General features: G+C 61.2%; 16 protein-coding genes. 8 read left to right on the plus strand and 8 right to left on the minus strand.

The annotated features are described in order from the left end of the window. Positions 1-129: 129 nt before the first annotated feature. Entirely contained in the window at positions 130-921 is a 792-nt protein-coding gene (locus tag HHL09_RS21760) for an AbfB domain-containing protein (RefSeq protein ID WP_169456752.1), read from the plus strand. Between the two features lie 10 nt (positions 922-931). Here HHL09_RS21760 and HHL09_RS21765 read toward each other — a convergent pair whose 3' ends face one another. Then, positions 932-6,748 carry a non-ribosomal peptide synthetase gene (locus tag HHL09_RS21765; RefSeq protein WP_169456753.1) on the minus strand — a complete coding sequence of 1,939 codons (5,817 nt, stop codon included), beginning with the start codon at positions 6,746-6,748 and terminating at the stop codon, positions 932-934. Positions 6,749-7,350: 602 nt separating this feature from the next. On the opposite strand from HHL09_RS21765, the gene HHL09_RS21770 reads away from it, so the two are divergent. The 3 genes from HHL09_RS21770 (at position 7,351) to HHL09_RS21780 (ending at position 12,356) form a co-directional block, all read left to right on the plus strand. Continuing rightward, positions 7,351-9,264, plus strand: coding sequence for a DUF1549 domain-containing protein (locus tag HHL09_RS21770; protein ID WP_169456754.1), 1,914 nt, complete (start codon positions 7,351-7,353; stop codon positions 9,262-9,264). 28 nt (positions 9,265-9,292) lie between these two features. Next, a complete protein-coding gene (locus HHL09_RS21775) occupies positions 9,293-10,588 on the plus strand; it encodes a DUF1501 domain-containing protein (RefSeq protein ID WP_169456755.1) in 1,296 nt (431 codons plus the stop codon). A gap of 271 nt (positions 10,589-10,859) precedes the next feature. After that, positions 10,860-12,356 carry a S1C family serine protease gene (locus tag HHL09_RS21780; protein WP_169456756.1) on the plus strand — a complete coding sequence of 499 codons (1,497 nt, stop codon included), beginning with the start codon at positions 10,860-10,862 and terminating at the stop codon, positions 12,354-12,356. A 58-nt stretch (positions 12,357-12,414) separates the two neighbouring features. On the opposite strand, the gene HHL09_RS21785 is transcribed toward HHL09_RS21780, so the two are convergent. From HHL09_RS21785 to HHL09_RS21795, 3 genes are all read right to left on the minus strand, one after another. After that, entirely contained in the window at positions 12,415-13,584 is a 1,170-nt protein-coding gene (locus tag HHL09_RS21785) for a helix-turn-helix transcriptional regulator (protein ID WP_169456757.1), read from the minus strand. 124 nt (positions 13,585-13,708) lie between these two features. Then, positions 13,709-14,218, minus strand: coding sequence for a hypothetical protein (locus HHL09_RS21790; protein ID WP_169456758.1), 510 nt, complete (start codon positions 14,216-14,218; stop codon positions 13,709-13,711). 12 nt (positions 14,219-14,230) lie between these two features. Then, entirely contained in the window at positions 14,231-14,854 is a 624-nt protein-coding gene (locus HHL09_RS21795; RefSeq protein ID WP_169456759.1) for an OmpH/Skp family outer membrane protein, read from the minus strand. Between the two features lie 114 nt (positions 14,855-14,968). Here HHL09_RS21795 and HHL09_RS21800 point away from each other — a divergent pair, with 114 nt between their 5' ends. After that, positions 14,969-16,225 carry an NAD(P)/FAD-dependent oxidoreductase gene (locus HHL09_RS21800; RefSeq protein WP_240963683.1) on the plus strand — a complete coding sequence of 419 codons (1,257 nt, stop codon included), beginning with the start codon at positions 14,969-14,971 and terminating at the stop codon, positions 16,223-16,225. Between the two features lie 64 nt (positions 16,226-16,289). Here HHL09_RS21800 and HHL09_RS21805 read toward each other — a convergent pair whose 3' ends face one another. The 4 genes from HHL09_RS21805 to HHL09_RS21820 form a co-directional block, all read right to left on the minus strand. Continuing rightward, positions 16,290-17,000, minus strand: coding sequence for a hypothetical protein (locus HHL09_RS21805; RefSeq protein ID WP_169456761.1), 711 nt, complete (start codon positions 16,998-17,000; stop codon positions 16,290-16,292). 73 nt (positions 17,001-17,073) lie between these two features. Beyond that, complete coding sequence (locus HHL09_RS21810) at positions 17,074-17,484, minus strand: hypothetical protein (protein ID WP_169456762.1); 411 nt, start codon at positions 17,482-17,484, stop codon at positions 17,074-17,076. Between the two features lie 58 nt (positions 17,485-17,542). Continuing rightward, entirely contained in the window at positions 17,543-17,992 is a 450-nt protein-coding gene (locus HHL09_RS21815; RefSeq protein ID WP_169456763.1) for a hypothetical protein, read from the minus strand. A 37-nt stretch (positions 17,993-18,029) separates the two neighbouring features. Then, positions 18,030-18,779, minus strand: a complete 750-nt coding sequence (locus HHL09_RS21820) for an AraC family transcriptional regulator (protein ID WP_169456764.1) — start codon at positions 18,777-18,779, stop codon at positions 18,030-18,032. Between the two features lie 194 nt (positions 18,780-18,973). Here HHL09_RS21820 and HHL09_RS21825 point away from each other — a divergent pair, with 194 nt between their 5' ends. From HHL09_RS21825 to HHL09_RS21835, 3 genes are all read left to right on the plus strand, one after another. Beyond that, the gene (locus HHL09_RS21825) at positions 18,974-21,019 is read left to right on the plus strand and encodes a hypothetical protein (protein WP_169456765.1); all 2,046 of its coding nucleotides are present in this window, start codon (positions 18,974-18,976) and stop codon (positions 21,017-21,019) included. Positions 21,020-21,090: 71 nt separating this feature from the next. After that, on the plus strand, positions 21,091-22,047 hold the full coding sequence (locus HHL09_RS21830) for a proline racemase family protein (RefSeq protein WP_169456766.1): 957 nt from the start codon (positions 21,091-21,093) through the stop codon (positions 22,045-22,047). Positions 22,048-22,068: 21 nt separating this feature from the next. After that, the gene (locus tag HHL09_RS21835; protein ID WP_169456767.1) at positions 22,069-22,974 is read left to right on the plus strand and encodes a dihydrodipicolinate synthase family protein; all 906 of its coding nucleotides are present in this window, start codon (positions 22,069-22,071) and stop codon (positions 22,972-22,974) included. Positions 22,975-23,001 lie beyond the last annotated feature (27 nt).

Here is a 23,001-nt window from a genome sequence, read left to right on the forward strand (position 1 = left end):
CGGCGGGCTACGGCTCTCCGGGTATTTTGTTGTGAGTTCGGGGGACTTTCCATGCAACGGTTCGTGTATGGATTAGCCGGTTTTGTGTAGCTTTGCGCCAAGATATGTCGTATTTGGCGCAGGCCCTCCATGAATTCCCTGCTTCGATATCTCCTCGTTTTTCTCGCGGCGTGCGGATTTCTGTCCGCCCAGACCGAGCCTCCGGCGTCACTCCAAGCGCTGGCATGGAAAAAGATCTCACAGGATCTTTCGAAGGACCCCTTCTTCCAAGAGGATATCAAGAAGGCTCTCCCGGCACTTTCTCCGGAAGGCAAGTCCTCGGTTACCAAGTGCATCAGCCAGATGATCAAAGGGAACGGTGTGGCGGCAACCGGATCGGCTGCCGATGCGATCCTCGCCAAGGAACTGCGGGGCAAGGCGCGTGTGCTTGTGCCGGACAAGGACCTCGATGCTCTGAATGCCCTTAGCGATGCAGATCTCCTCGCGATCGCCGGCGGGGTCTTCGGTCAGGAACAGAAGCTTCCGTCGAAGGTGCAAATCGTCCTCGATTCAGATCCTACGATGGGCCTCAACGCGCGTGATCCCGACTCGATCAAATTAGGGAAGCAATTCACCCGTTTCCGCATCATGCCCGGTCTCGCCGATCCGGGGATGGTGACCTTTGAGCAGGACAGCGGGACCGGGAAGAATCTTATCCTGAGGCACTATACCTTCAAGCTGTTCGTCAATTCGCTTCCTGACAACGACCCGCTCTTCAATGCCGATTCCACCTTCAAGATCGTCCGGTTGCCGGGTGACAAGGTGAAGTTCCAGTCCAAGAACTATCCTAACAAATACATCTGCGTGGATGAGAAAGGAGGCTTCGTCCTGACGGAGGTGAGCGATGAGGCATCCGCGACTTTCCGTCTAGTGGGTAAATAAGCCCGGTGGATTAGCCAAGGACCGCTTTCATGACCGCCGCGACTTCTGTCGCCGAGTGGTTGCGAAGGAAATCCTCGTGCACGCCGGGAACCGTATAAACCTCGAAGGGTTGATCCGCCTTCCATCCCAAGGTGGGGTGTCGCGGTAGCCAGCCCTCGTCATCAGCCTGAACAATGACGAGGCGCCCGACTTCGGGCAAGCGGGGCACATGGAGATGGAGCGCCTCCCAGTGCTGGGTAGCGCGGGCTTGGGAAGCTTCGTCCAGCAATTCCAGATCAAGCACGCTGCGGATATCCGGGACCACATTGCGCACGGAGACAGCGGCACGTTGCTTCATGCGGAGACGACGCAGGGCCGTGGCGGTGTCCCGGGAAAGCAGGCTCTTCACGCGGGAAGGGAGGCGGGAAAAGATCCGCTTCCAAGTCGCGGGTTCAAGCCACATCGACGAGGATCGCTTGGTATTGGGTGCTGTGGATTCCAGCAGGACCAGGAGTTCCACCGTTTCGCCCACCGTGCTGAGTTGCCAAGCGATCTCCGCGGCGAGATTCCCGCCGAAGCAGAAGCCGGCGATGCGATAGGGGCCTTTCGGTTGAACGGAGCGAATCTTTTCCACGTGGCTGCGCGCCATCTCGCTGATAAAGCCGAAGGTCCGGGTGCCTTCCGCGACGCCATAAGAGGTGGCGAGTCCCTCGAGGAGATGGGCTGCCTCGCGATACGGCATCAGGCCCATGCCACCATCCACAAGGGTGTGGATCCAGAAGAGCGGTTTGTTCTTGGTGCCATGGCTCAGGCGGATCACCCGCGGTTGGGCAAGGTCATTGCCGGCATTGGCTCGGATTTGTTCCGCCATGCCCGCGGGAGTAGGGCGATCGAAGAGCCAGTCGAGCGGGACGTTGACGCCGATCCGGCGTGATGCTTCCGCGACGAGTCGTGCTGCGAGCAGGGAATGGCCACCGAGAGCGAAGAAATCATCGTCTGGACGCACGCCGCGACAGTCCAGTACATCGCTCCAGATGTCGGCGAGTTCGATTTCCAGTGGATTGTTGGCCCCGCGGGCAGATGAGATCTCGTTCGCTGGGAGCTCGCGTGCTGCGAGCGCCTTCCGGTCGATCTTGCCACTCGAAGTCAACGGCATCCGGTCGAGCGCAATCAAAGGTGCCGGTACCATATAGTCCGGCAGACGTTCCCGCAGGTGAGCGCTCAGTTCCGCGGGATCGAGCGCCGAGGAGATCGGTCGGTACCAAGCAACGAGCTTTTCTCCGGGCGTGGTGAGCACCGCCGCCGCTTCCGCCACTCCGAGGTGCGAAAGCAAGGCTGCATCGATCTCGCCAAGCTCCACGCGGAAGCCGCGAATCTTCACCTGTCCGTCCGAGCGTCCCAAGCATTCCAAGGTGCCATCGGGATTCCAGCGGGCGAGGTCGCCGGTGCGATAGACTTTCGAGTGGGGCCCGGGAAGCAGCGAGAGGCTATCGATGAAACGTTCCTCCGTGAGCTCCGGCCGCTGCCAATAGCCATCGGCCAAGCCAGACCCTGATATCAGCAGCTCTCCGGGAACTCCCGGAGGAGCGAGCGCGCCGTCTGCCCCGGCAATGTGGATGCCGGTATTCGCAATCGGATGTCCAATGCTGATGCGATCCGGACGATCGGGCACGCGCCAGATGGTAGACCATACGGTGGTCTCCGTGGGGCCATACATGTTCCATGTCTCCCGGCCCATCTGAACCAGGCGCTTGGCCAAGGGCAGATCCATCGCCTCGCCACCGCAGAGAATCTTGAGATCCGGAGAGCCCTGCCATCCGGCGTCCATCAGCATGCGCCAGGTAGCGGGAGTCGCCTGCATCAGGTCCGGCTTGCTCTCTCCCAGCCGGGCTAGCAGCGCTGCGGGATCGCGTGCGACTTTGCCGGGGACGAGATCCACGGTGCCTCCCGTGACAAGAGGCAGGAAGATCTCCAGCGCCGAGATGTCGAAAGATACGGTCGTCACGGCCAGCAAGCGTTGGCCTTCTTGGAACCCTGGTTGCTCGGCCATCGAGAGCAGGAAATTCGCCAATGCACCGTGGGAAACGACAACGCCCTTCGGCCTTCCGGTGGAGCCAGAGGTGTAGATGATATAGGCCGGATCGCTTGGCTGGGGCAGGGGATTGCGCGGTGCCGACCGGCCTGACGCCATTGAGCGGTCAAATACGATGCTTTCCGTACCTCGCGGCAGGTGGTTGGCCAGTGCCGGGGAAACCAGCACATGAAGCGGAGCCTGGTCCTCAAGGATCAGGGCGAGCCGTTCCGGAGGATTGGCGGAGTCGAGAGGCACATAGGCCGCACCCGCTTTCCAGATCGCGAGCAGGGCGATGGGCAAAAAGAGATCCCTCTCCAGCATCAGCGCCACGCGATCACCGGGACGCACGCCATGAGATTGCAGGGTGGCGGCCAGCGTGGATGATCTCAGGTCGAGGTCCGCGTAATCCATCGACTCTTCCCCGCAGACGAGCGCGGTTTTCTTCTTCAGCCGCGCCGAAGTTGCCGAAATGAGGGATGGAGTGGTCTTGCGCGGGAACTCGCGGCGCACGGGGCCTTGGCCCGCATCCACGAGCCGCCGGCGATCGCTTTCCGCGAGGCTATCGATCTCGCGAATCGGAACATCGGGGTCCAGGCAGATCGCATTGAGAGTGGCGAGAAAGCGGTCCAGCATCGCCTTCGCCGTCCCTTGCTCGAAGAGATCGCTGCGATATTCCACCACCACCTGCTGGCGATCGCTCAGGACGAAGAGCAGCAGGCTAAGATCAAATTGCACCGCACCGCGATGCGCCAGGTAAGGCTTGCAACTCAGGCCGCCGGCCCAGTGTTCGGCGAGCGGTAACTCCTGATGATCGAACATCACCTGCGCCAGCGGCGAGCGGTCGCGCGCACGCTCGGGACGCACCGCATCGATGATCTTTTCAAAAGGCGCATCCTGGGCGGCCTGCATCTCGAAAGATGCCTGCCGCACGCGTTCCAGCAGCGAGATGAATGTTTCCTCCGGATCGAGAACCATCCGGAATGGCAAGGTATTCACCAAGGTGCCGATCAGGTCGCCTGCCACCGCGTGATTCCGGTTTGCCACAGGCACCGCGATCACTTGGTCGTCCCCGCCTCCATGGCGGCGAAGCAGCAGCATGAAGGCCGCGAGCTGGATCATGAAGGGCGTCGAGCGCTGCTCCCTCGCCAAGGTGGCGACCCGCTCCGCAAGCTGATGCGGCACGGTTCGTTCCACGGCGCCACCTTTCGAAGAAGGCTTGGCAGGCCTCGGGAAATCGGCCGCCAATTCCATCACTCCGGGATGACCGCTGAGGCGTTCCTTCCAATAGGCCACGCGGGCATTCGCAGCACCGCCATCGATCCACCGGCGGTGCCAGGCCGCATAGTCGAGATAGTCCGGGCCGGCCGGAAAGGGATAGGGTTGCTTGCCCTGGCTGTAGGCCCGGTAGCAAATCGCCAAGTCTCTCACCAGCACCCGCACGGACCAGCCGTCGGCTACGATGTGATGGGCGCAGAGCGCGAAGACGTGACGCTCCTTCGCCATGGTCAGCACGGTCGCACGGACAGGCGGAGCGCTTTCGAGGCGGAAAGGAATCAACGCGAAGGATTGCAGCGCGCGGTCGAGATCTTCCTCCGTGTTCGCCTTGCCCCGTATGAGGGGCGGCGGAGTGGCAGGATTGATCCAGACCCGCGCCCGGCCGTTCTCCGCCGCGTGGCGGCTTCGCAAGATGGAATGGTGGGCCAGCACCTTCGCATAGGCACGTTCGAACGCGGGTATGTCCAGCGGGCCGTTCATCTCCAGCGCGCCGAAGACATGGTAGGCCGCACTTTCCGGCTCCAGCTGGTGGAGGAACCACATGCGTTCCTGCGAATGCGTGAGCAAACCTGAATCCCGCCCTGAGCCCGGAACGATCTCCGGGAGAGGGGCCGCGGACGCTGCCTTGCTTTCCACCGTTGCCGCCAGATGGGCGAAGGAAGGGGAGGTGAAGAGCTCTCCGTGAGCCAGCTCCACCCCGGTGGCTGCGCGGAGCAGGGCAGAGAGCCGGGTGGCTTCCAGCGAACTCATTCCGAAGGCGATCAGATCATCATCGGCCCGCACGCCATCGCGGCCGGTTGCTTCGCGCACCGCATCCAGCACGCAATCAAGGATCGGGCCTTCAGGGAGACGCGGGCTGGCGATGTGGGCGGCCTCGTCGTAGGTCACCGTGAGTCTTCCCGTCGCGAGGGCCTCGCGGGTGCTGCTGCGGCGGATCTTGCCGCTGGTGGTGCGCGGCAGCGTGCCAGCGCGGACAAAGAGGATGCGATGGATCGAGAGCTCTAACAGATCTGCCACACGCCGCCGGATGGCGGAGCAGAGGATGTGGAATTGTGGGAAAGAAAGCCGGGCGCATTCCATTGCCAGAACCACGCCCTCGCCATTTCCTGTTTCATCGGCGAAAGCTGCGGAGGCGAGGATCTCCGGGAAGGCGATGAGGGCGGACTCGATGTCCTCAGGCGCGATGTTGCTGCCACCCAGGATGATGAGGTCCTTGATGCGGCCCACCACGTGGAGCTCTCCATTCTCGAGATAGCCGCGGTCACCGGTATGAAGTTCTCCGTCCGCGCTGAAGGTCGCTGCATTTGCCTCGGGCCGCTGCCAGTAGCCGGGCGAGACGCTGGGACCCTTCACGCGGATCTCACCAATCAGTCCCGCGGGCAAGGTGCGTCCCGTTTGGGGATCCGCGATGCGGATGGCCAAGCCATCGAGCGCCGGCCCGCACGAAACATGGCGACCGGCCTGTGGATGATTGGAGATCCGCTGCAGGGCGCCCGAGCGGCAGGCGGTCACGGTCAGCGTCGCTTCCGCCAGGCCGTATCCGGGCAGGAAGGCCTCGGGGCGGAAGCCGTAAGGCGCGAAGCGGCGGGTGAAGCGCTGCAAGGTCTCCACTTGGATACGCTCGGCTCCGCAGGGTGCGGCTTTCCAGCAGGAGAGGTCGAGCCCTTGCAGCTCTTCATCGCGGATGGCCCGGAGACAAAGCTCAAAGGCAAAATTCGGACCGCCGCTGAACTCGGCGCGGTAGCGGCTGATCGCACGCAACCAGCGGACCGGACGCTGGATGAAATGATCCGGAGAAAAGAAGGTGAGCGGGAAGCCTGCCTCGATGCTGAAGAGAAGCTTCAGCACCAGTCCCATGTCGTGATAGGGCGGGAGCCAGCTCAGGCCGCTCTGGATGTTTAGCCCGTGGATGTTTGTCACCAGTGCGCTGAGATGGTGGCGCAGGTTCCGGTGGTGGATCATCACTCCTTTCGGGTCCGCCGTGGAGCCGGAGGTGTATTGGAGCAGGCAGGGATGACTGCCTTCTTTGGCCGGTCCTTCGAAGGGTGTGCCCTTTGTCGCCAACTCCCCGGGGTGCAGGACCTTGACGTCCGGCAAGGGGATGCGCGGCCTCTCGCCGATCGCAAGTGTGGCACCCGAATCGCGAAGGATCGCCTCGAGCCGCTGCCGGTGACGATTTCCCCTTGGCGGATAAGCGGGCACCGCGATCGCTCCGGCATACCAGCACGCGAAGAGTCCGGAGATGAAACCGAGGCCCGGCTGCTCCATCAGCAAGACCGGCTTTCCGCTTGCCCCCTCGCGGACCAAGCCGCCAGCGATTGCCCGGGCTTCGCGGACCAATTGCCCCATGCTGAGCAGCTTCTCGTTCTCCTCGGCATCCGGTAGAAATCGATAGGCCAGTTGATCGGGATCCTGCTCCGCCCGGAGATCCAGCACCGATGGCAAAGCGCACCCCGCGGGTATCGCGAGGTGTTCGATGGGAGCTGCGGAAGGGGACATCGGAGGGGGGATCCGAGAGTGGAGGGGGACCGACAGAGAGACCCCGGACCTTAATGAAGATGGGGTATCAAGACAACCGTGCCGTGGTTACGCGATCACGTATCTCTTTGCCACCCTATCTTTTATCCGCGCGATGAAGCAGACGCCGGGCCGGAATCATCTCTGATCAAGAACGTCCGGCCGGGGTACGCGGGCAACTGGGGCGCCCCCGGCCGGAGTTCTGATTCCGGAGGAAAGAGACCTAGCCGCCAAGCCGACCCGCGAAGGGGATGCCGCGGCGGCCTTCAAGGAGGGACGGTTTCATTTTAGCGGAGGGTTGCGACGGAACTGAGAATGCTCTCGAAGCCGTAAAATCGACGTTATGATTCGAGATTATTAATAATTAAGCAAACTTAAATTTTGAAACGAAAGTGTCAGCTAAAGAATTATCACAAAATGAACTCTAAAGTGCGATGGGTGTTCGTTTGGTGAAATCACGTTAATTCATGGAACAAATCATGAAAAACGAGGTTCATACCCTGCGTAGGCGCGCGAACCCTCGATAGCTTGGCGGCGAATTGACGGGTTGTTATCAAACGCGTATTTTACGCATCACAAAACCCATGAAACGATCCACAAGCGTTGCAGCCGTCTGTTTCCTCGCATTCGGCACCCTCGGCTTCGCGGCAGAAAAGCTACCCAAGGGCGAAGATCCGGAGTTCATCGCCAAGGCTGCCAGAACCATCGACGGCCACGTGGCCGCGTGGTACCGCAAGCAAAAGCTTCCCGTGCCGGAAGTGACCGATGACGCCACCTTCCTGCGCCGTGTCTTTTTGGTGGCGATCGGGCGCATTCCCACCGCCGAGGAGGCCCGTTTTTTCCTAGAGATCGAGGATGCGACCAAGCGCACGCAGTTGATCGACTATGTGATGAAGTCGAAGGGCTACTCCAGCCACATGACGAACTGGGCCTTCGACCTGCTGCGCGTGACCGACGGTCGCCCGGGCTTCCAAGGGAACTTCGAGCCCTATCGTAACTGGGTTCGCACGGCTCTGGAGAACAACATGCCGTGGGATGATTTCACCAACTCGCTCCTGGCATCCTCCGGTGACGGTTGGGATCCGCAGACCGCGTCCGTCGGCTACTACACGCGCGACCGCGGCATGCCTTTGGACAACTTGGCGAACTCGATGCGCGTTTTCCTCGGTTCCCGCATGGAGTGTGCGCAGTGCCACGATGATCCCTTCGGCACGACCGAGCGTCACGATTTCTACGAACTCGCCGCCTTCACGGAAGGCCAAGGTGCCCTTGGCCAAAACAAGATGCGCAAGCTCTGGGACGAGGTCCAGGATGCGGATCGCCGCAACGCGGTTGACTACGAGGTCGCCCAAGTCATGTGGGACGGGGTCTATGGCCTGAGCCTCGGTGGTTCCGGGGAAGGGAAGATCAAGCTGCCCGAGGACTATCAATACAAGGATGGCCAGCCGGGTCAGATGATCGGAGCCAAGACTCCTTTCGGCAAGACGGTCCGCATTTCTGAAAAGAACGACAAGGGTAACGGCCGCAAGGATCTGGCCGAGTGGGTGACCACCAAGACCGGGGATCAATTTCCTTCCGTCGCCGCGAACCGGATGTGGAAGCGCGTGATGGGCCGCGGGGTGTATGAGCCGGTGGACGAATACAAGGACGCCAAGGAGCTCCATCACCCGGACCTGATGCGTTATCTGATCGGCCTGATGGTCGAGCTGGACTATGACCTGCGTGCTTTCCAGAAGGTGCTTCTCAACACGAAGACCTTCCAGTTCGTTCCGAATCCGGAGCCCTCGAAGGTTGCTTCCGGGGATGACTTCCATGGCCGCCAGTTGAGCCGTCTTTCCGCGGAGCAGCTCTGGGATTCCCTGATCACGCTGGCGAATGGCGATCCGGACAAGCTTCCACGCCGTTCACTTGATGACCGCATTTACGTCGGCAACAAGCCCGTGCTGGTGGGCAAGAAGAACATGACCCAGGTCTCCAAGGAGGTGCTGGCCTTGGAATCCGAAGAAGCGGTCCGCGGTTACTTCAACAAGCTGCTCGCCGATGTGAAGGCGGAAGGAGGTTCCTCAAGCAGCGGTGGCGACATGATGGGCATGAACGCGAAGATCCAGAAATACGGCAGCAACTCCGCCGTCCGAGCTTCCGAGCTTCCGAGCCCGGCTCCGCGTGATCACCTGCTTTACCTCTTCGGCCAGTCCGACCGTATCGTGGTGGATGGCTCCAGCCGCGAGCCGAACGTGGGTCAGGTGCTCTCGCTGATGAACGGTTACGTTCAGCAGCAGTTGGTGAACAATTCCGGTGCGAGCCTCTACAAGAGCCTCGAAGGAGCAACGACGGATGAAGAAAAGATCCGCCGTCTCTATGTGACGATCCTCAGCCGCCCGCCGAGCACGGAAGAGATGGGCTGGATGCTGGATGAAGTGAAGAAGGGCAAGGAAGCGGGCTACCGCAACGTCGTTTCCGCGCTCGTGATGTCCTCTGAATTCCTGTTCCTGCAATAAAAACCCCCTGACTCACTCTTAAAAATCCATGAACTCCTCGGATTTCAATCGCTACGACGAGCCGACCCGGCGCCGCTTTCTTTCAAATGCGGCCAAGATGTATCTCGGCGTGAACCTGTTTCCGGCAATGAGCGGCCTCGCATCGGCAGCTCCGACCGCCGCGGCCACGCCGAAGGCAAAGAGCGTGATCTATCTCTACATGTCCGGCGGCATGAGCCACTTGGACACCTTCGACCCGAAGAAGAAGAAGGAAGTGATGGGACCCACCGAAACCATCCCCACCAAGGCCACCGACATCATGGTGGGCAAGTGGCTGCCTAAAACGGCCGGGGTGATGGACAAGGTCTGCGTGGTCAATTCCATGACCTCCCGCCAAGGTGCCCACGAACAGGGCACCTACATCATGCACACCAGCTATGACATGCGTGGCACGGTGAAGCATCCTTCCCTGGGTGCCTGGGTGATGAAGCTTGGCGGCCGCCATAATCCGGAGATTCCGGGCTACGTGGCGATCGACTCTTCGCAGGAATACTCCGGTGGCGGCTTCTTCGGTGCCAAGTATGCGGCAGCTCCGATCGGCAGCCCGACCGATGGCCTGCAGGATTCCAAGAAGCCGGGTTCGGTTTCGCAGGAAGAATTCGATCGCCGCCTGTCCTTGGCTGACCGCTTGAACAAGCAGTTCCACGGCCGCTACCAGAATGCGGACGTGAAGGCTTACGAAGAGCTTTATCAGGAGGCCATCAAGCTGATGAACAGCAAGGATCTGAAGGCCTTCAACATCAAGGACGAGTCGGCTTCCACCCGCGAGCTCTATGGCAATGGCCGCTTTGCCCAAGGTTGCATGCTTGCCCGCCGCTTGGTGGAGCACGGCGTGCGGTTCGTGGAAGTGCAGCTCGGCGGTTGGGATACCCACTACGATAACTTTGCTGCCGTGGAAGGCCGCTGCAAGGAGCTCGACCAAGGCTATGCCGGCCTGATCATGGACCTCGCGTCCCGTGGCATGCTGAAGGACACGCTGGTGGTTGTCGCCACCGAGTTCGGCCGCACCCCGGAGATCAAGACGGAGCACAATGACGGTCGTGACCACCACCCGGCTGCTTTCACCTGCCTCCTGGCTGGTGGCGGTGTCAAGGGTGGCTACAAGTACGGCGAGACCGATCCGAGCGGCGAGCGCGTGAAGACCAATCCGGTGACCCCGCAGGACTTCAATGCCACCATCGCTGCCGCGCTCGGCGTGCCGCATGACCTGACCGTTATGTCGCCATCTGGGCGTCCCTTCCAGTTTGCCGATAAGGGCAAGCCGGTGATGGATCTCTTTGCGTGATCGATTGACCGATCTCTAGAATCCCGCGCGCCCCGGTCTCCGGCGGCGCGCGGTTTTTTTGGGTCGGAGGTGGAGTTGCCTGAGGTCAGGCAGCGAGTGGTACTTCCATTAGGCACCCTGGCCGCGCGTGGTTCTTCGCCGTGAGATGACGACTCAGCGCAATTGAAAACCCTTGGCATCAACGGATGTGCTTATTAGCTAGGGTCGCGTCTGCCCTAACTCCAGCTGCCCTTCGCCCATGCAACTCCAGTTCGATTGTCCTCATTGCGGAATGACCATGCTCGCCCCCGAAGGTAGCAGTGGCACCGTTCAATGCCCGGGATGCAGCCAACAGTTTGTCCTGGAGGCAAAGGTTCCTGTTGTCCCGGTGGTGCAAGCGCGTGCAGTGCCTTCTCACCCGCAGCAAGCAGCGCCCGGCCGGAGTGCCCGCCCTTCGCCAACTCCGCGCCCGCAAGGGAGGGGGGCTCCCGGTCGTCCGTCGCAGGAAGCGAAGGAGAGCAAGGCTCCCTTCTATGGCTTGGGTGCGGCGGCGGTAGCTCTTGTAGGCGTGGTTGTCTGGCTGAAGACTGGCGGTCATAAGCCGGTGGCACCGCCGGCACCTCCAGCTCCACCCGAGGAAGCACGGGCCCTGTCACCTGCCGTGGTTCCGGCTCCCGCGGCTCCGGTCGATCCGGAGAAGGCGAAGCTTAACGAGGAGCTGAAGAAGATAAAGGACGCCATGGCGGCCAAGGAGTTGAAGGAGCGCGAGGAGTCGGAGCGGGCCTTCGATACCGTCCAGACGGAAGCGGTGGCGCGCTACAATCAGGAGAAGGAGAAATTTCTCGATTACTTCACCACGGAGTTTTTTGCCGGAGACAAGGAGGCTGCCCGGACTTTCATGGACGTCCAGCGGGACGTGATGTGGGGGATGTCCAACCTGATGAATGACGGGGATTCCTCGAACGACCCGAAGAGTGAAGATGAGTTGAAGGATTACGTGGCGAAGCGCTTGGTCCTCTGGTTTGAGAAGAAGCCGGTGCTTAGCAAGTGGCTTGAAGACAATCAGAAGGACGCCCGAAAGTTTGTCGATGAACTGATGGAAGCTGATCCCGAGACCAAGACGGATCGGGGGCCGGCTTTCGATTTCGCGAAGTATGTTGGCGTAGGGTCCGGCTTCTGGATCTCTGCAGATGGCTGGATCCTCACTAATGAGCACGTGGTTGGATCCGCGAAGAGAGTGGACCTCCGTCTGCGCAGCGGCGACGTCGTCGAAGCGGAGGTCGTGAAGGCTGATCCGGTGAATGACCTTGCGATGCTCAAAACAAGCAGCGGTTCGCAGGCTTGGCTCGCCGTGTCAAAGGGTGACAACGACCTCTCGCTGGGGCGGACGGTTTTCACCGTCGGCTATCCTAATCCCATGTTGCAGGGGGTGGAGCCCAAATTCACGGACGGGAGGATCAGCGCGGCATCGGGTGTCGGTGACCGCAAGGATAGCTACCAGACTTCCATTCCGGTTCATCGGGGGAATTCGGGCGGGGCGCTGGTGGATTTCTCCACGGGCTGGGTTGTGGGGATTGTCAACGCCAAGCTGATGGGGAGCGATGGCGAGAGGGCCGACAATGTGAGCTATGCGATCAAGTGCAGCGTGGTGAGTGGATTCATCGACAAGATCCCGGAGGCCAAGGCGGCGATGTTGAAGAATCCGCCCAAGGCTCCGGCCAAAGGGGATGAGCAGGAAGTGATCAGTCGCGCCACCGAAGCGTCCGTGCTGATTCTCCGCCCCCGATGAAGGAAAAGAAAACGGCGAGCGCGGAATCCACGCTCGCCGTTTCGGATAAAGCTTTGTTTCAGCCTTCCATCGTTGCCGCGGTGACGACGGCGAGGGCGTGGTCGTTCGGTGTGCGGAAGTAGCGCTCGCGACCGGAACCGGGCGAGCGGACGATCCAGCACGAGCCACCGTTGTCGCGGTTCACGAAGACCATGCCGCCGCGCTCGAGCACGTCGATACGGGCACGCTTGCCTTGGGGAGTGACCCAGAAGAGCTCCACGATCTCGTGCAGGGCATTTGCCACGACCACGGTATGCGGATCGCCTTCGCGGTCTTCCTCCGGGCTTGCGGCGACGGAGCCGACTGGCAGCCACTCGACGGCGGAGCGCTCGGACACCTGGCAGAGCTCGGCCAATTCGGAGTCGCTCAGCGCGGCTTGGTTCCATGCCTTGCGGAACTGGAGAGGGGTCCAGCCGAAGGCCTTGTTGAAAGAGCGGATGAATTGTTCGCGGCTGTTGAAGCCGGAAGCGCGGGCCACATCCATGACCGATTGACCGCTGCGCATCAGGAGGGCGCGGGCCAAGGTCAGGCGGTGCATCGTGAGGTGCTCGGCGAATCCGGCACCGGTTGTTTCCTTCAGGATTCGGATCAGCTGGCGCGGGCTCTTGCTGAAGCGCTTGGCGGCGTCGCCCAGCTTGACGGATTTTTCCAAGTTCGGGCGCAGCCACTCGTGGAGCTGGGTCACCAGCTGGTCCTTGCGCGGGGAACGCTTGGTCCCGCGGTCCGGACCCGCAGCGGCAGCGGCGGCTTCCCGAGTGAGCGCCGCCAGTCGCATTGCAGCGGCCACGATCACGAGGTCGCGGGACCATTTTTCGCCGGATTGGCCTTGGAAAGCGGACTGAGCCTCGCCGGTAAGTTCGCCGATTTGCTGGTAAATCACCGGATCCACGGCACCCACGACCATCGGCTCACGGCCGGGCAGTTTCAGGCGGATGGTGCCGAGACCAGGTTCGATCGCGAGGAGGTGTCCGTTTCCAGTGGAAATCCGGCCCTCCTGCTCAGGCCAAAAAGAGACTTTTACGGGTCCCAGACCGTTCTCCCAACGATAGACAAAAGCGGGTCCGTTAAGCGTGATGGAGCCGTTCACCGCGGGCTCCACCGGAACCGCTTTCCAAGCCTGAAGCTCGGCCCATTGCGGGCCGGCCGCGTCGAGGACAGTGAGAATATCGTGATCGGAACTATTGGACATCTTTTGGAAACTCCGCAGTTGGAACCTGTCAAATAATGACTCAATAAGACTCAACAGGTCCGCCTCCCGATGGCAACCGCCGGGAAGGACATTTTTTCATTTGTCCCGCGTTTGAGTCGCCCAATCAGGCTTCCCCTTCCTGAGTTCCGGTCGCGGTGGCTGGGCCGCCGCTCATTCCGATCCCGGGAATCACCCGGCGAACGAGCTTCTTCAGGCCACTTTCGCCGGCTTCCAGCTCTACTTCGGCCTGGCGCATTGCCTTTTCCCACGCCGGAGCGAATCCCGGAGCCTGCTCGCGCATGAGGCGCACCGCATTCTCGGTCATCTGGGCGTGGCGCAGTTCGGCCTTGCCGGGCTTGGATTGAAGGGAGGCGAGGCTGACACGGAGATTCTCGTTCTGCCGCTTCATTTCCTCCAGCTCCTTCTGCACGGCATCGTTACCCTGAGCATTGATTTTCAGCTGGGTATTGAGATGTCCTTGAAGCTCGCGGAGCTCGTTCTCCAGCTTCCGGATGTCCTTGCCCAGCCGGCGGCGGGCGGAAAATCCGGATTTCCAAGCGACGGCAGCCACCGCAAGGCCAAGGAGAAGGCCGAGGGTGAAGGGGTGTTTGAGGTATTCCCAGAATTGGTCCATGTTGAAACGCGGTCAGCGATTTTGATTCTTCTTCGGCGGGGCGGGGGGCTTCGTCGAGCCGGTTTTCGGGTCATTCTTGGCAGGGCCGAGCACTGCCAGGACCCGGTCGGTCAGGTCGGTCGGGTTTTTGGAATACAGCACTAGCGGCACGCCGGTATTGGTTTGTCCGGAACTGTCGAAGACCCAGTCATAACCATCCTGCTTGGCAATCTTTTCAGCGGTGACGCGGATCAGATCGAGCCGGGTCCGCATTCCTGCGACCATCTCGGCATTGATCTCCTTGTTCTTTTCGGCGCGGTAGGATTCGAAATCTTCTTCCAGTGACTTTGCCTCCTGGCGCTTGAGGAGAAATTCCCGCTCGAGCGTCTTGCGGGTTTCCGGATCAATGGTTGTTCCGGCTTCTGCGAGCTTTTTACCGCGCAGTTGGAGATCGGCCACCATTTCGTCGATCGCGACCTGGCGTCTGTCTTTCTTCAGGGCCTCGCGCTTTGTCTGGATCTCCTCGTTTGCCTTCACCGTGCCCTCAAGCTGGCGGAAGACATCGGCGACCCGCACCATGGCAACCTTCGGTGGGGCGGCGAAAGCGGGAAGCGACGCCATGATCAGGGTGGTGACAAGGGCGGCGGCTCTCTTCATCTCGTGCCGGGATGATGCACGCCCCCCGGCGACCTGTCCAGTGCCCGTGAGATGTCTCGATTTCCGAGCATTTCCTGAAGACTCCGGCAAGACCCCGCCGCTAGCATGAACATCGTGAACCCTCGCCAAAACCGGGTGGTCATCCTGGGCGGCGGGGTGATCGGAATGTGCTCTGCCTACTATGCCTTGCGCCGTGGTTTCCAAGTGACGGTGATCGAGCGCGAGGCCGCGGGTGGCGACAATTGTTCGATGGGAAATGCCGGCATGATCGTGCCCAGCCATTTCATCCCGCTTGCCGCTCCCGGTATGATCTCGAAGGGCCTGCGCTGGATGTTCAATCCCGAGAGCCCCTTCTATGTCCGTCCGCGGGTGAATCTGGACCTCGCCCGCTGGGGATGGCTTTTCTACCGGAGTTCCACCGCGAAGCACGTGGAGGAAACCCGGGAGCTGCTGCGGGATCTGAATCTGGAAAGCCGCCGCCTCTTCGCCGAGCTTTCGGACGAAGAGGACTTCGGCCTCGAGAAGCGCGGGATGCTGATGCTCTGCAAGACGGCGAAGGGCCTCGATGAAGAAGCCGAGGTCGCCAAGGCGGCACGGGAAATCGGTCTCGAAGCCGAAGTGTTAGATGCTGGCGGGGCTGCGGAGATCGATCCGGACATCACCATGGATGTGGCCGGTGCCGTGTATTTCCCGCAGGATTGCCATCTCGACCCGGCGCGCTTCATGGCCTCCATCCGCAAACGCGTGGCTGCGCTTGGCGGCGAGATCGTGAGTGGCGTGGAGGTTGATGGCTTCGAAACGAAGTCGGGCAAGGTGACCGCCTTGAAGGCGGGCGCCCGCAAGTTCGAAGGGGATGAATTCATCGTGGCCGGCGGCTCGTGGACGCCTGGCTTGTTAGAAAAAGCGGGCATCTGTCTGCCGCTGCAGGCAGGCAAGGGTTACTCGCTCACGCTGCCGAATCCGCCCGAATTGCCCGGCGTCTGTTCGATCTTCGTGGAAGCGAAGGTGGCGATCACGCCGATGGGGCGCAGCCTGCGCTTTGCGGGCACGATGGAAGTCGGTGGCTTGGATCTTTCCATCAATCCCTCTCGCGTGAGGGGCATCGTGAAATCGGTGCATGCCTATTTCCCGAAGTTTTCCGAAACCGACTTCGAGGGCGTGAAACCATGGGCCGGACTGCGGCCGGTATCTCCGGACGGGATTCCCTATCTCGGCCGTGCGCCGAAGCTCGCGAATCTAACGGTCGCCAGCGGTCACGCGATGATGGGGCTCAGCCTCGGTCCCGTGACAGGCAGCCTGGTGGTGGATTTGCTCGCGAACGAGCGTCCCTTCCGCTCGATCACCCAGATGGCCGTGGAGCGGTTTGCCTGAGCCAAGGGAGCAGGGTTGGCGATCTGTGGCTTGTGGCGGCGGAAAGACACCTCGTTCCGACGGCTCAAGAGACCGGCCGCCCCGCCGCAATCGGTACCATCACCGCATCGGCCTTGAGGCTCCAGCGCAGTCCGGTGAGGGCCCCCGTCTCTGGATCCGCGATCAAGACCATCACCCCGCGGCCCAAGCCGCTGCGCTTGCCGGAAGGAAGGCGCTGGGCTCGCTCATCTTCGGGGCGGGAGTCGTCCGTATGAGGAGATCCCGTGGAATCGAAGACCTCCACCTTCCATGATCCATCTCCTTGTTTCAGCGGATCGCCGGCAAGGATCACGGCATGCCCCACCGCGCTGGTGGTCTTGTGTTCCCATGCCACGATATCGCCAGCCTTCAAATCCGAGGCCTTCGGAACCGCCTGCCACCCCGGTTGCGGTTGTTCCGGGAGCTTCGCGAAAAACACCTGATACTTGGGTGGGCTGGGGATGCGTCCTTTGCCGATCCCGGTTTCCTTGAAGACCGTCGCCCATGCTTCCGGCGTTTTCACCCGCAGGCAGTAGGACACGAAACCCACGCAATCATATCGATAACTACCCGTCTCACGGTTCACCTCGGTCCGATACTGGTAGAAGGTGGACTTCATCGTTTCGAACTGATGCTTGGCCTCTTCCTGTAGAGGTGCGTCGGCGGCCTGGAGCGGCTGGACCGCATGCAGTTCGGCGATCGCACCGAGGGCTAGGATAGCACGCAGGAAAGAGCGGTGGATTTGAATCGTCGGCATCGTGCACGGATCGGATAACCGGGCCAGCCTGTTAGAGATCTGCCATTCCTGTGACGATCCCGTGAGATGCAACTTACCTTGTCAGCCCGAAGGAGGCGCAGATCCTTAGCACTGCTTCCTGCCAAGGCGGATGGAAAAGCAGCGCCCCGCCATGGACCAGGCCGAATACCACCCCGGCCCAGATGAATGCCGTGCCCAAAGGGCCATGCTGATTGATTCGGGAAGCTCCGAGCGGCGCCTTGAAAAAGAAGGCGATTCCCACGAAGAAGAGGACGATCGAAAGGAAATTGAAGGCAAATGAGATCTTCGCTCCAGAGACCAACTGCAACGCACAGGCGACGATCCAGAAAAGCGAGCACGTAATCAGCGAGGCCCCCAAGGCAGGACGATTCATCGCCATTCCCTTCGGGATCTGCATCTTGAATCCGATGCCCGCGATGACCGCTCCGATAAGCAGCGGAATGAGGTAGGAGTAAGTCGGCATGCCAGCGCTTTATCAGACTCTAAGAACCGGGAAGATTTCAGGAAAGAACGAAGCGGGCTCAGTCCAGATCCGGCAATTGTAGCAGCAGGGCTGAAGCGGCGCCTTCCGTGCCGTCGTCACTTTCCGCGATCGCAATGCTGCGGGCTTCTTCCAAAAAAGGAAGGGCCTGCCGGTGGTCTCCGCGCTTCACATGGATTCGCCCCATCTCCAACAGGATCGTCTGGACTGGTTCCCGATTGGCCCGGCCCAGCGCCAGACCTTTGCGGTAATATTCCAGCCTCTGCTCATCCTCATCTGTCACATCGGCCAGCGCCTCCCAGATGAAACCGGATCCCCGGCCGGCGGCAGTCTCCGTCTCGCAGCAATCGAGCAGCCGATCGTAGGCCCGGGTCCGCAGCACCTCATCATCCGTCTCAGCGGCACTCACGATATCACTGACGAGCCGCAGCACGGTGGCGTAGGTTTCGGGGGGAATCACATAGGGCTCGTTCATCACGCTGCCGAACATGGCGCGGCGAGCGCGTCTTGGCCACAGTAGATCTGCGTCAGGCCCCCTGCATCTTCTTCCGGTAAGCCAAGGGGCTGATCCCCACAGCTTGCTTGAACTGCCGGGAAAAGGCGGATTGGTCCGAATAACCGCAGCTCAGCGCGATCTGCGCGATGACTTCGTTCGTCTGTGCGAGGCGGTCGCAGGCGGCATCAATGCGCACCTTCACCAGATATTGCCCCGCGGTCACGTGGAAGAGGGAGCGGATCCGCTGGTCGAATTGATAGACCGAAAGCCCGGCCATTTCCGCGAGTTGGGGCAGGCGCAGCGGCTCGTCGAAGTGCTTGTGGATGTGATCGATCGCCCTCGACATCGCGGCGAAGTCCTCCTGTCGGTCACTCGGCCCGTGAAGGTCCCGGGAAATACCGCAGACACCGATGACACGTCCATCTTTCGCCCGCACCGGTTCCTTGAAGGTCAGGCACCAGCCGCGGCGGCCGCCGGCGTAAAGGTGCAGCTCGAGGTGATCGCGAATGCCGGTGCCGGTTTTCAGGATCTCTTGGTCTTGGGCGGCGAAGCCCTCGCCCAGCGGCGGTGGGAAAAGCTCCTCGGCCGTCAGTCCGATGGCGGACTCCTTGTCAGGCAGGCCGCAACGTTCCGCCAGCGTGCCATTCACCGCCATGTAGCGGCCATGGGCGTCCTTCACGAAGAACACGATGTCCGGCACCGCGTCGAAAAGGCTGTCCACCGGCGGCATGCCGTCCAGCGAATCGAAAAAGCTCCTGCGAAGTCGGGCTGCGGGTGTCATCCTCCGGGCCTACGATGCCACAGGTAGGCCTCCGGCGGCTAGTCCGATTCCTTGATCTCCGATGGAAGTCCGGCACGAAATTCCTATGTGAGGTTTCCGTGAATTCGTCCCGGCTGGTCTCCGCGGCATCGACACCATGGCCCGGTCCCGGCTAGTCAGGGGCATCCATGAAATGGCGATTCGTGACAGCATGCATGGCGACCGCATCCGCGGTAGGCTTGGTCTCCTGCAGCGGGAAGAAAAAGCAGGTCGTGCCGATGAATCAATCGACGATGGTTGCCTCCGAGACGGCGGTCGACTTTCGCGACGAGCATTTCCGTTTCTCTATTCGCGGCTTGGATTCGAAATGGCAGGTCGTGGACAAGGAGCGGCGCCTGGCGGTGGCTCCGGAGTCCGCCGTCGCCGTGAGCAGGGTGGGTGGAACCTATGGTGCCGTGGTGGTGGAGCCGGTCGGCGGGATGGAATTGGAAGCCTATGCCGAGCTCATTCGTTCGAACTACGCAGGGCTGCTTCAGGACCTTGAAGCGGCGGAACCTAGGAAGGCGGAAATCGGCGGTATCCCTGCCCTTCAGCAGACCATCACCGGCAAGCTCAATGGGATCGAATTGGATTACGAGATCGTCTCATTTTTCCGCGGGGATCTGGGATATCAGATCATGGCGTGGGAGCCACGGAAAGAAGCCGATCGCGGAAATCTGACATCCTTCATTGCAGCAGTGTCTCTCGATGAAGGAGAGATCACCTTTCCTCCGCCGGACACCCTTCCCGATGGGATCGGGGTCGGGAATCGAGTTCTCAACAACCGCTATGAAAGCGCCATCTCGCGGCTGGCTGCCGAGCCGTCCGGCCCGTGGGGGCTGATGTGGGGTGCCAGCCTGGCCAGCACGGGTGAGGACGCGGAGATCGGCCTCGCGCGGCCGGATCTCGGGCTCTACATCACGGTTGCAAGCGAGGCGGTGGATGAATCCCGGCGGGAGAAATTTGTCTCATCCGCCACGTCTACCTTGGTGGAGGAGGCTGAGATCAAGGGGAAAGAGCATCTCGATTTCGCCGGGACTCCATTCGAGTGCACCCGCGCCCTGGTTGCCGGGGAAATGCCCATTGAAATCTATCTGGGGAACTTTGTCCGGGGTGATCTCGGCTATCAGTTCAAGGCCTGGCGCCTTCAGCACAAGCGCAAGGATGAGCCTCTTTTTGATTTCTTGAAGGAGGGCTTGAAGTCCTTCTCTTTCCTGGATGATGCCGCCGCGGAAAAACTGCGCACGGCACTGGTAGCGTCTCCGGACAGCTTTGGCGCCGTGGGCGAAGGCTTCTCGGTTCGCGGCGGAGTGTATCGGAATTTCGGAGCCGGGATCGCTTGGAAGCGCCCGGCGGGCTTCTGGAAATTTCACGTTGGCGATCAGGCCCGCGCCCGGAATGAGGACATTTCTTTCCAGGCCATGGAGATCGAGAAGGGGCTGAATACCCAATTGCTCGTGGAAGATTGGTCGGAAGGGGATGCCACCCAGTATCATGAAGCGGCAGCGGCGGCGCTTGAGGAGGGAAACTTCCAGCCTGGGACGAAGGTCCTTCCTCCCCTTGTCGTGGATGGCCAGCAGATCCTGCGCAGCTGTTACGTGCTACAGGCCGAGGATGCGGTGCTGGAGTATCATCTCTGCACCACCCTCAAGGACGGCCAAGGCATCCAGATGAACACCTTTGCGAAGGTGGAAGTCATGGAAGCCTTCCCGAAGCTCGCGGAAGAGTGCCTCACTGCCTACACCTTTCCCGGTGATTCCCTGAATTCGTCAAAAACCTCGGGCGGCCGCTTTCACGACCTGCGGATGGGATTCCAGATGTCGCTCGCGGACGGTCCTTGGACCATCGCCGAACAGCCGCACCCGGTGATTTCGAAGTTGGGAAATATCGTCAGTTTCACTGGCCAATCGGGGGTCGTGACCCACTTTGCCATTCAGACGGACGGTTCGGGGAATGACGCGTCCTTCGCGACGAAGATGATGGAAAACATCTTCCGCGTGAACTTGAACCGCTCCAGCACGGAGGGTTCCACCTCGCGTCCCGAGACGATCGCAGGCCTTCCTGCCACGGTCCGCTCCGGTGCCTCCGCCGGCACCCACATGAATGTCATTCTTTTCCAAGTTGGCGGAGTGGCTCATTTCGGGGTCATCGTCGCCAAGAACGAGAAGACGGCCGACAAGATCCTGAAGGACTACATTGCGGGATTTTCGCTGGTTCCCTGAGGCTGTATGCCAATTCGGGATGCGGAAGTGCTTCATCCGACAAGACCTTTGCATGTAAGGTGGGCCAGCCCATGAGTTCCCCGCGCCTGCGTGTCATCGACTCCCATACTGAAGGTGAGCCTACCCGTGTTGTCATCGAAGGCGGGCCGAATCTCGGCACCGGCACCTTGGCGGAAAAGGCCCGCCGCCTGAGGGATGAGCATGACTGGCTGCGCAGCGCCGTCTGCAATGAACCGCGTGGCCACGAGGCCATGGTCGGTGCTCTGCTAGTGGAGCCTCACGCGCCGGACTGCTGCTGCGGGGTGATCTTTTTCAATAACGTCTCCACCCTGAACATGTGCATCCACGGCACGATCGGTCTTGCCGTGACCTTGGCCCACCTCGGGCGGATCGGCCCCGGAGAGCATCGGATCGATACCCCGGTGGGCGTGGTCGTGGCGCATCTCCATCAGAATGGCTCGGTCACCGTGGCGAACGTGCCCAGCTATCGCCTCGCTGCCGATGTGGAGGTGGAAGTGCCGGAGTGGGGGACCGTGTGCGGTGACATCTCTTGGGGCGGCAATTGGTTCTTCCTGATCGAGGATCAGGGCCCGAAGGTGGAGTTCAAGAATCTTGAATCCCTCACCGCCTTCACCTGGGCAGTTCGCCAAGCTCTCGAAACACAAGGCATCACCGGCGAGAACGGGATGGAGATCGATCACATCGAGTCCTTCGGCCCTCCTGCCGATCCCGCGCTGGCGGATAGCCGGAACTTCGTCCTCTGTCCCGGCAAGGCTTATGACCGCTCGCCCTGTGGCACCGGCACCAGCGCGAAGCTGGCCAGCCTGCATGCAGCGGGAAAGCTCAAGCCTGGCCAGATCTGGCGGCAGGCCAGCATTCTCGACACCGTTTTCCAGGGAGAAGTGGAGGAGCTTCCCGATGGCAGGGTCATCCCGCTCGTCACCGGGCGTGCCTGGGTCAATGGCGAGTCCGTCTATTACTTCGATCCCTCCGATCCTTTCCTCCACGGCATCCCCGCACCTCTCTAACAACCACCACCGACCGATATCATGAGCATCGAATGGAAGGGCGTCATGCCCGCCACCCTCACGCAGTTCAACGCCGACCTGACCATCGACCATGGCCTCATGGCGGAACACGGGAAGTGGCTGATCGAAAACGGCTGCAGCGCGATCGTGGTGCATGGTTCGCTTGGTGAAGGTGCCACGCTTTCCTTCGAGGAGAAGGTGGGCCTGCAGAAGATGTATGTGGATGCCTTGCCCGGCACCCCGATCATCCCGGGCATCGCCGCGCTTTCCACGAAGGAAGCGGTGGATCTCGCCAAGGCCGCCAAGGACAACGGCTGTCGTGGCCTGATGGTGCTGCCTCCTTATCTCTACGCCTCCGATTGGCGTGAGATGAAGACGCACATGTCCGCCGTCATTTCCGCGACGGACCTGCCCTGCATCATCTACAACAACCCGGTAGCGTATAAGACCGATTTCACGCCGAAGCACATCAAGGAGCTGGCTGATGAACACGCGAACGTAGAGTCCGTGAAGGAGTCCTCCACGGACGCGCGCCGCATCGCCGGGATCCGCGAAGTCTGCGGAGACCGTCTGGTTCTGGGCGTCGGCGTGGATGACTGCGCCCTGGAGGGTGCCGCCATGGGTGCCAAGTTCTGGATCACCGGCGTGGGTGGTGCCTTCCCGAAGCACAACGTGAAGCTCTGGGACCTCGGTACCAGCGGCAAGATCGAGGAAGCCATGCCGATCTACACCTGGATGCTCGACATGCTGCGCATGGATACGGTCGTGAAGTTCGTCCAGCTCATCAAGCTCCAGCAAAACCTCGCGACCGGCGGCAAGTTCGGCAACAACCGCGTCCGTCCGCCGCGCCTCGAGCTCGAGGGCAAGGAACTTGCCGACGCCACCGCCGTCATCGAAAAGGCGCTGGCCACCGCCCCGGCGGTCTGAAATCGAGAACTCTAGTCTTGAGTCTTG

Origin of the sequence: Luteolibacter luteus, from assembly GCF_012913485.1 — a bacterium.
Lineage (GTDB): Bacteria > Verrucomicrobiota > Verrucomicrobiia > Verrucomicrobiales > Akkermansiaceae > Haloferula > Haloferula lutea.

Coding starts and splice junctions, on each gene's coding strand:
- HHL09_RS21765 (WP_169456753.1), bottom strand. CDS start 6,748: ATGTCCCCTTCCGCAGCTCCCATCGAACACCTCGCGATACCCGCGGGG.
- HHL09_RS21770 (WP_169456754.1), top strand. CDS start 7,351: ATGAAACGATCCACAAGCGTTGCAGCCGTCTGTTTCCTCGCATTCGGC.
- HHL09_RS21830 (WP_169456766.1), top strand. CDS start 21,091: ATGAGTTCCCCGCGCCTGCGTGTCATCGACTCCCATACTGAAGGTGAG.
- HHL09_RS21760 (WP_169456752.1), top strand. CDS start 130: ATGAATTCCCTGCTTCGATATCTCCTCGTTTTTCTCGCGGCGTGCGGA.
- HHL09_RS21795 (WP_169456759.1), bottom strand. CDS start 14,854: ATGAAGAGAGCCGCCGCCCTTGTCACCACCCTGATCATGGCGTCGCTT.
- HHL09_RS21815 (WP_169456763.1), bottom strand. CDS start 17,992: ATGTTCGGCAGCGTGATGAACGAGCCCTATGTGATTCCCCCCGAAACC.
- HHL09_RS21820 (WP_169456764.1), bottom strand. CDS start 18,779: ATGACACCCGCAGCCCGACTTCGCAGGAGCTTTTTCGATTCGCTGGAC.
- HHL09_RS21790 (WP_169456758.1), bottom strand. CDS start 14,218: ATGGACCAATTCTGGGAATACCTCAAACACCCCTTCACCCTCGGCCTT.
- HHL09_RS21780 (WP_169456756.1), top strand. CDS start 10,860: ATGACCATGCTCGCCCCCGAAGGTAGCAGTGGCACCGTTCAATGCCCG.
- HHL09_RS21825 (WP_169456765.1), top strand. CDS start 18,974: ATGGCGACCGCATCCGCGGTAGGCTTGGTCTCCTGCAGCGGGAAGAAA.
- HHL09_RS21805 (WP_169456761.1), bottom strand. CDS start 17,000: ATGCCGACGATTCAAATCCACCGCTCTTTCCTGCGTGCTATCCTAGCC.
- HHL09_RS21775 (WP_169456755.1), top strand. CDS start 9,293: ATGAACTCCTCGGATTTCAATCGCTACGACGAGCCGACCCGGCGCCGC.
- HHL09_RS21835 (WP_169456767.1), top strand. CDS start 22,069: ATGAGCATCGAATGGAAGGGCGTCATGCCCGCCACCCTCACGCAGTTC.
- HHL09_RS21785 (WP_169456757.1), bottom strand. CDS start 13,584: ATGTCCAATAGTTCCGATCACGATATTCTCACTGTCCTCGACGCGGCC.
- HHL09_RS21810 (WP_169456762.1), bottom strand. CDS start 17,484: ATGCCGACTTACTCCTACCTCATTCCGCTGCTTATCGGAGCGGTCATC.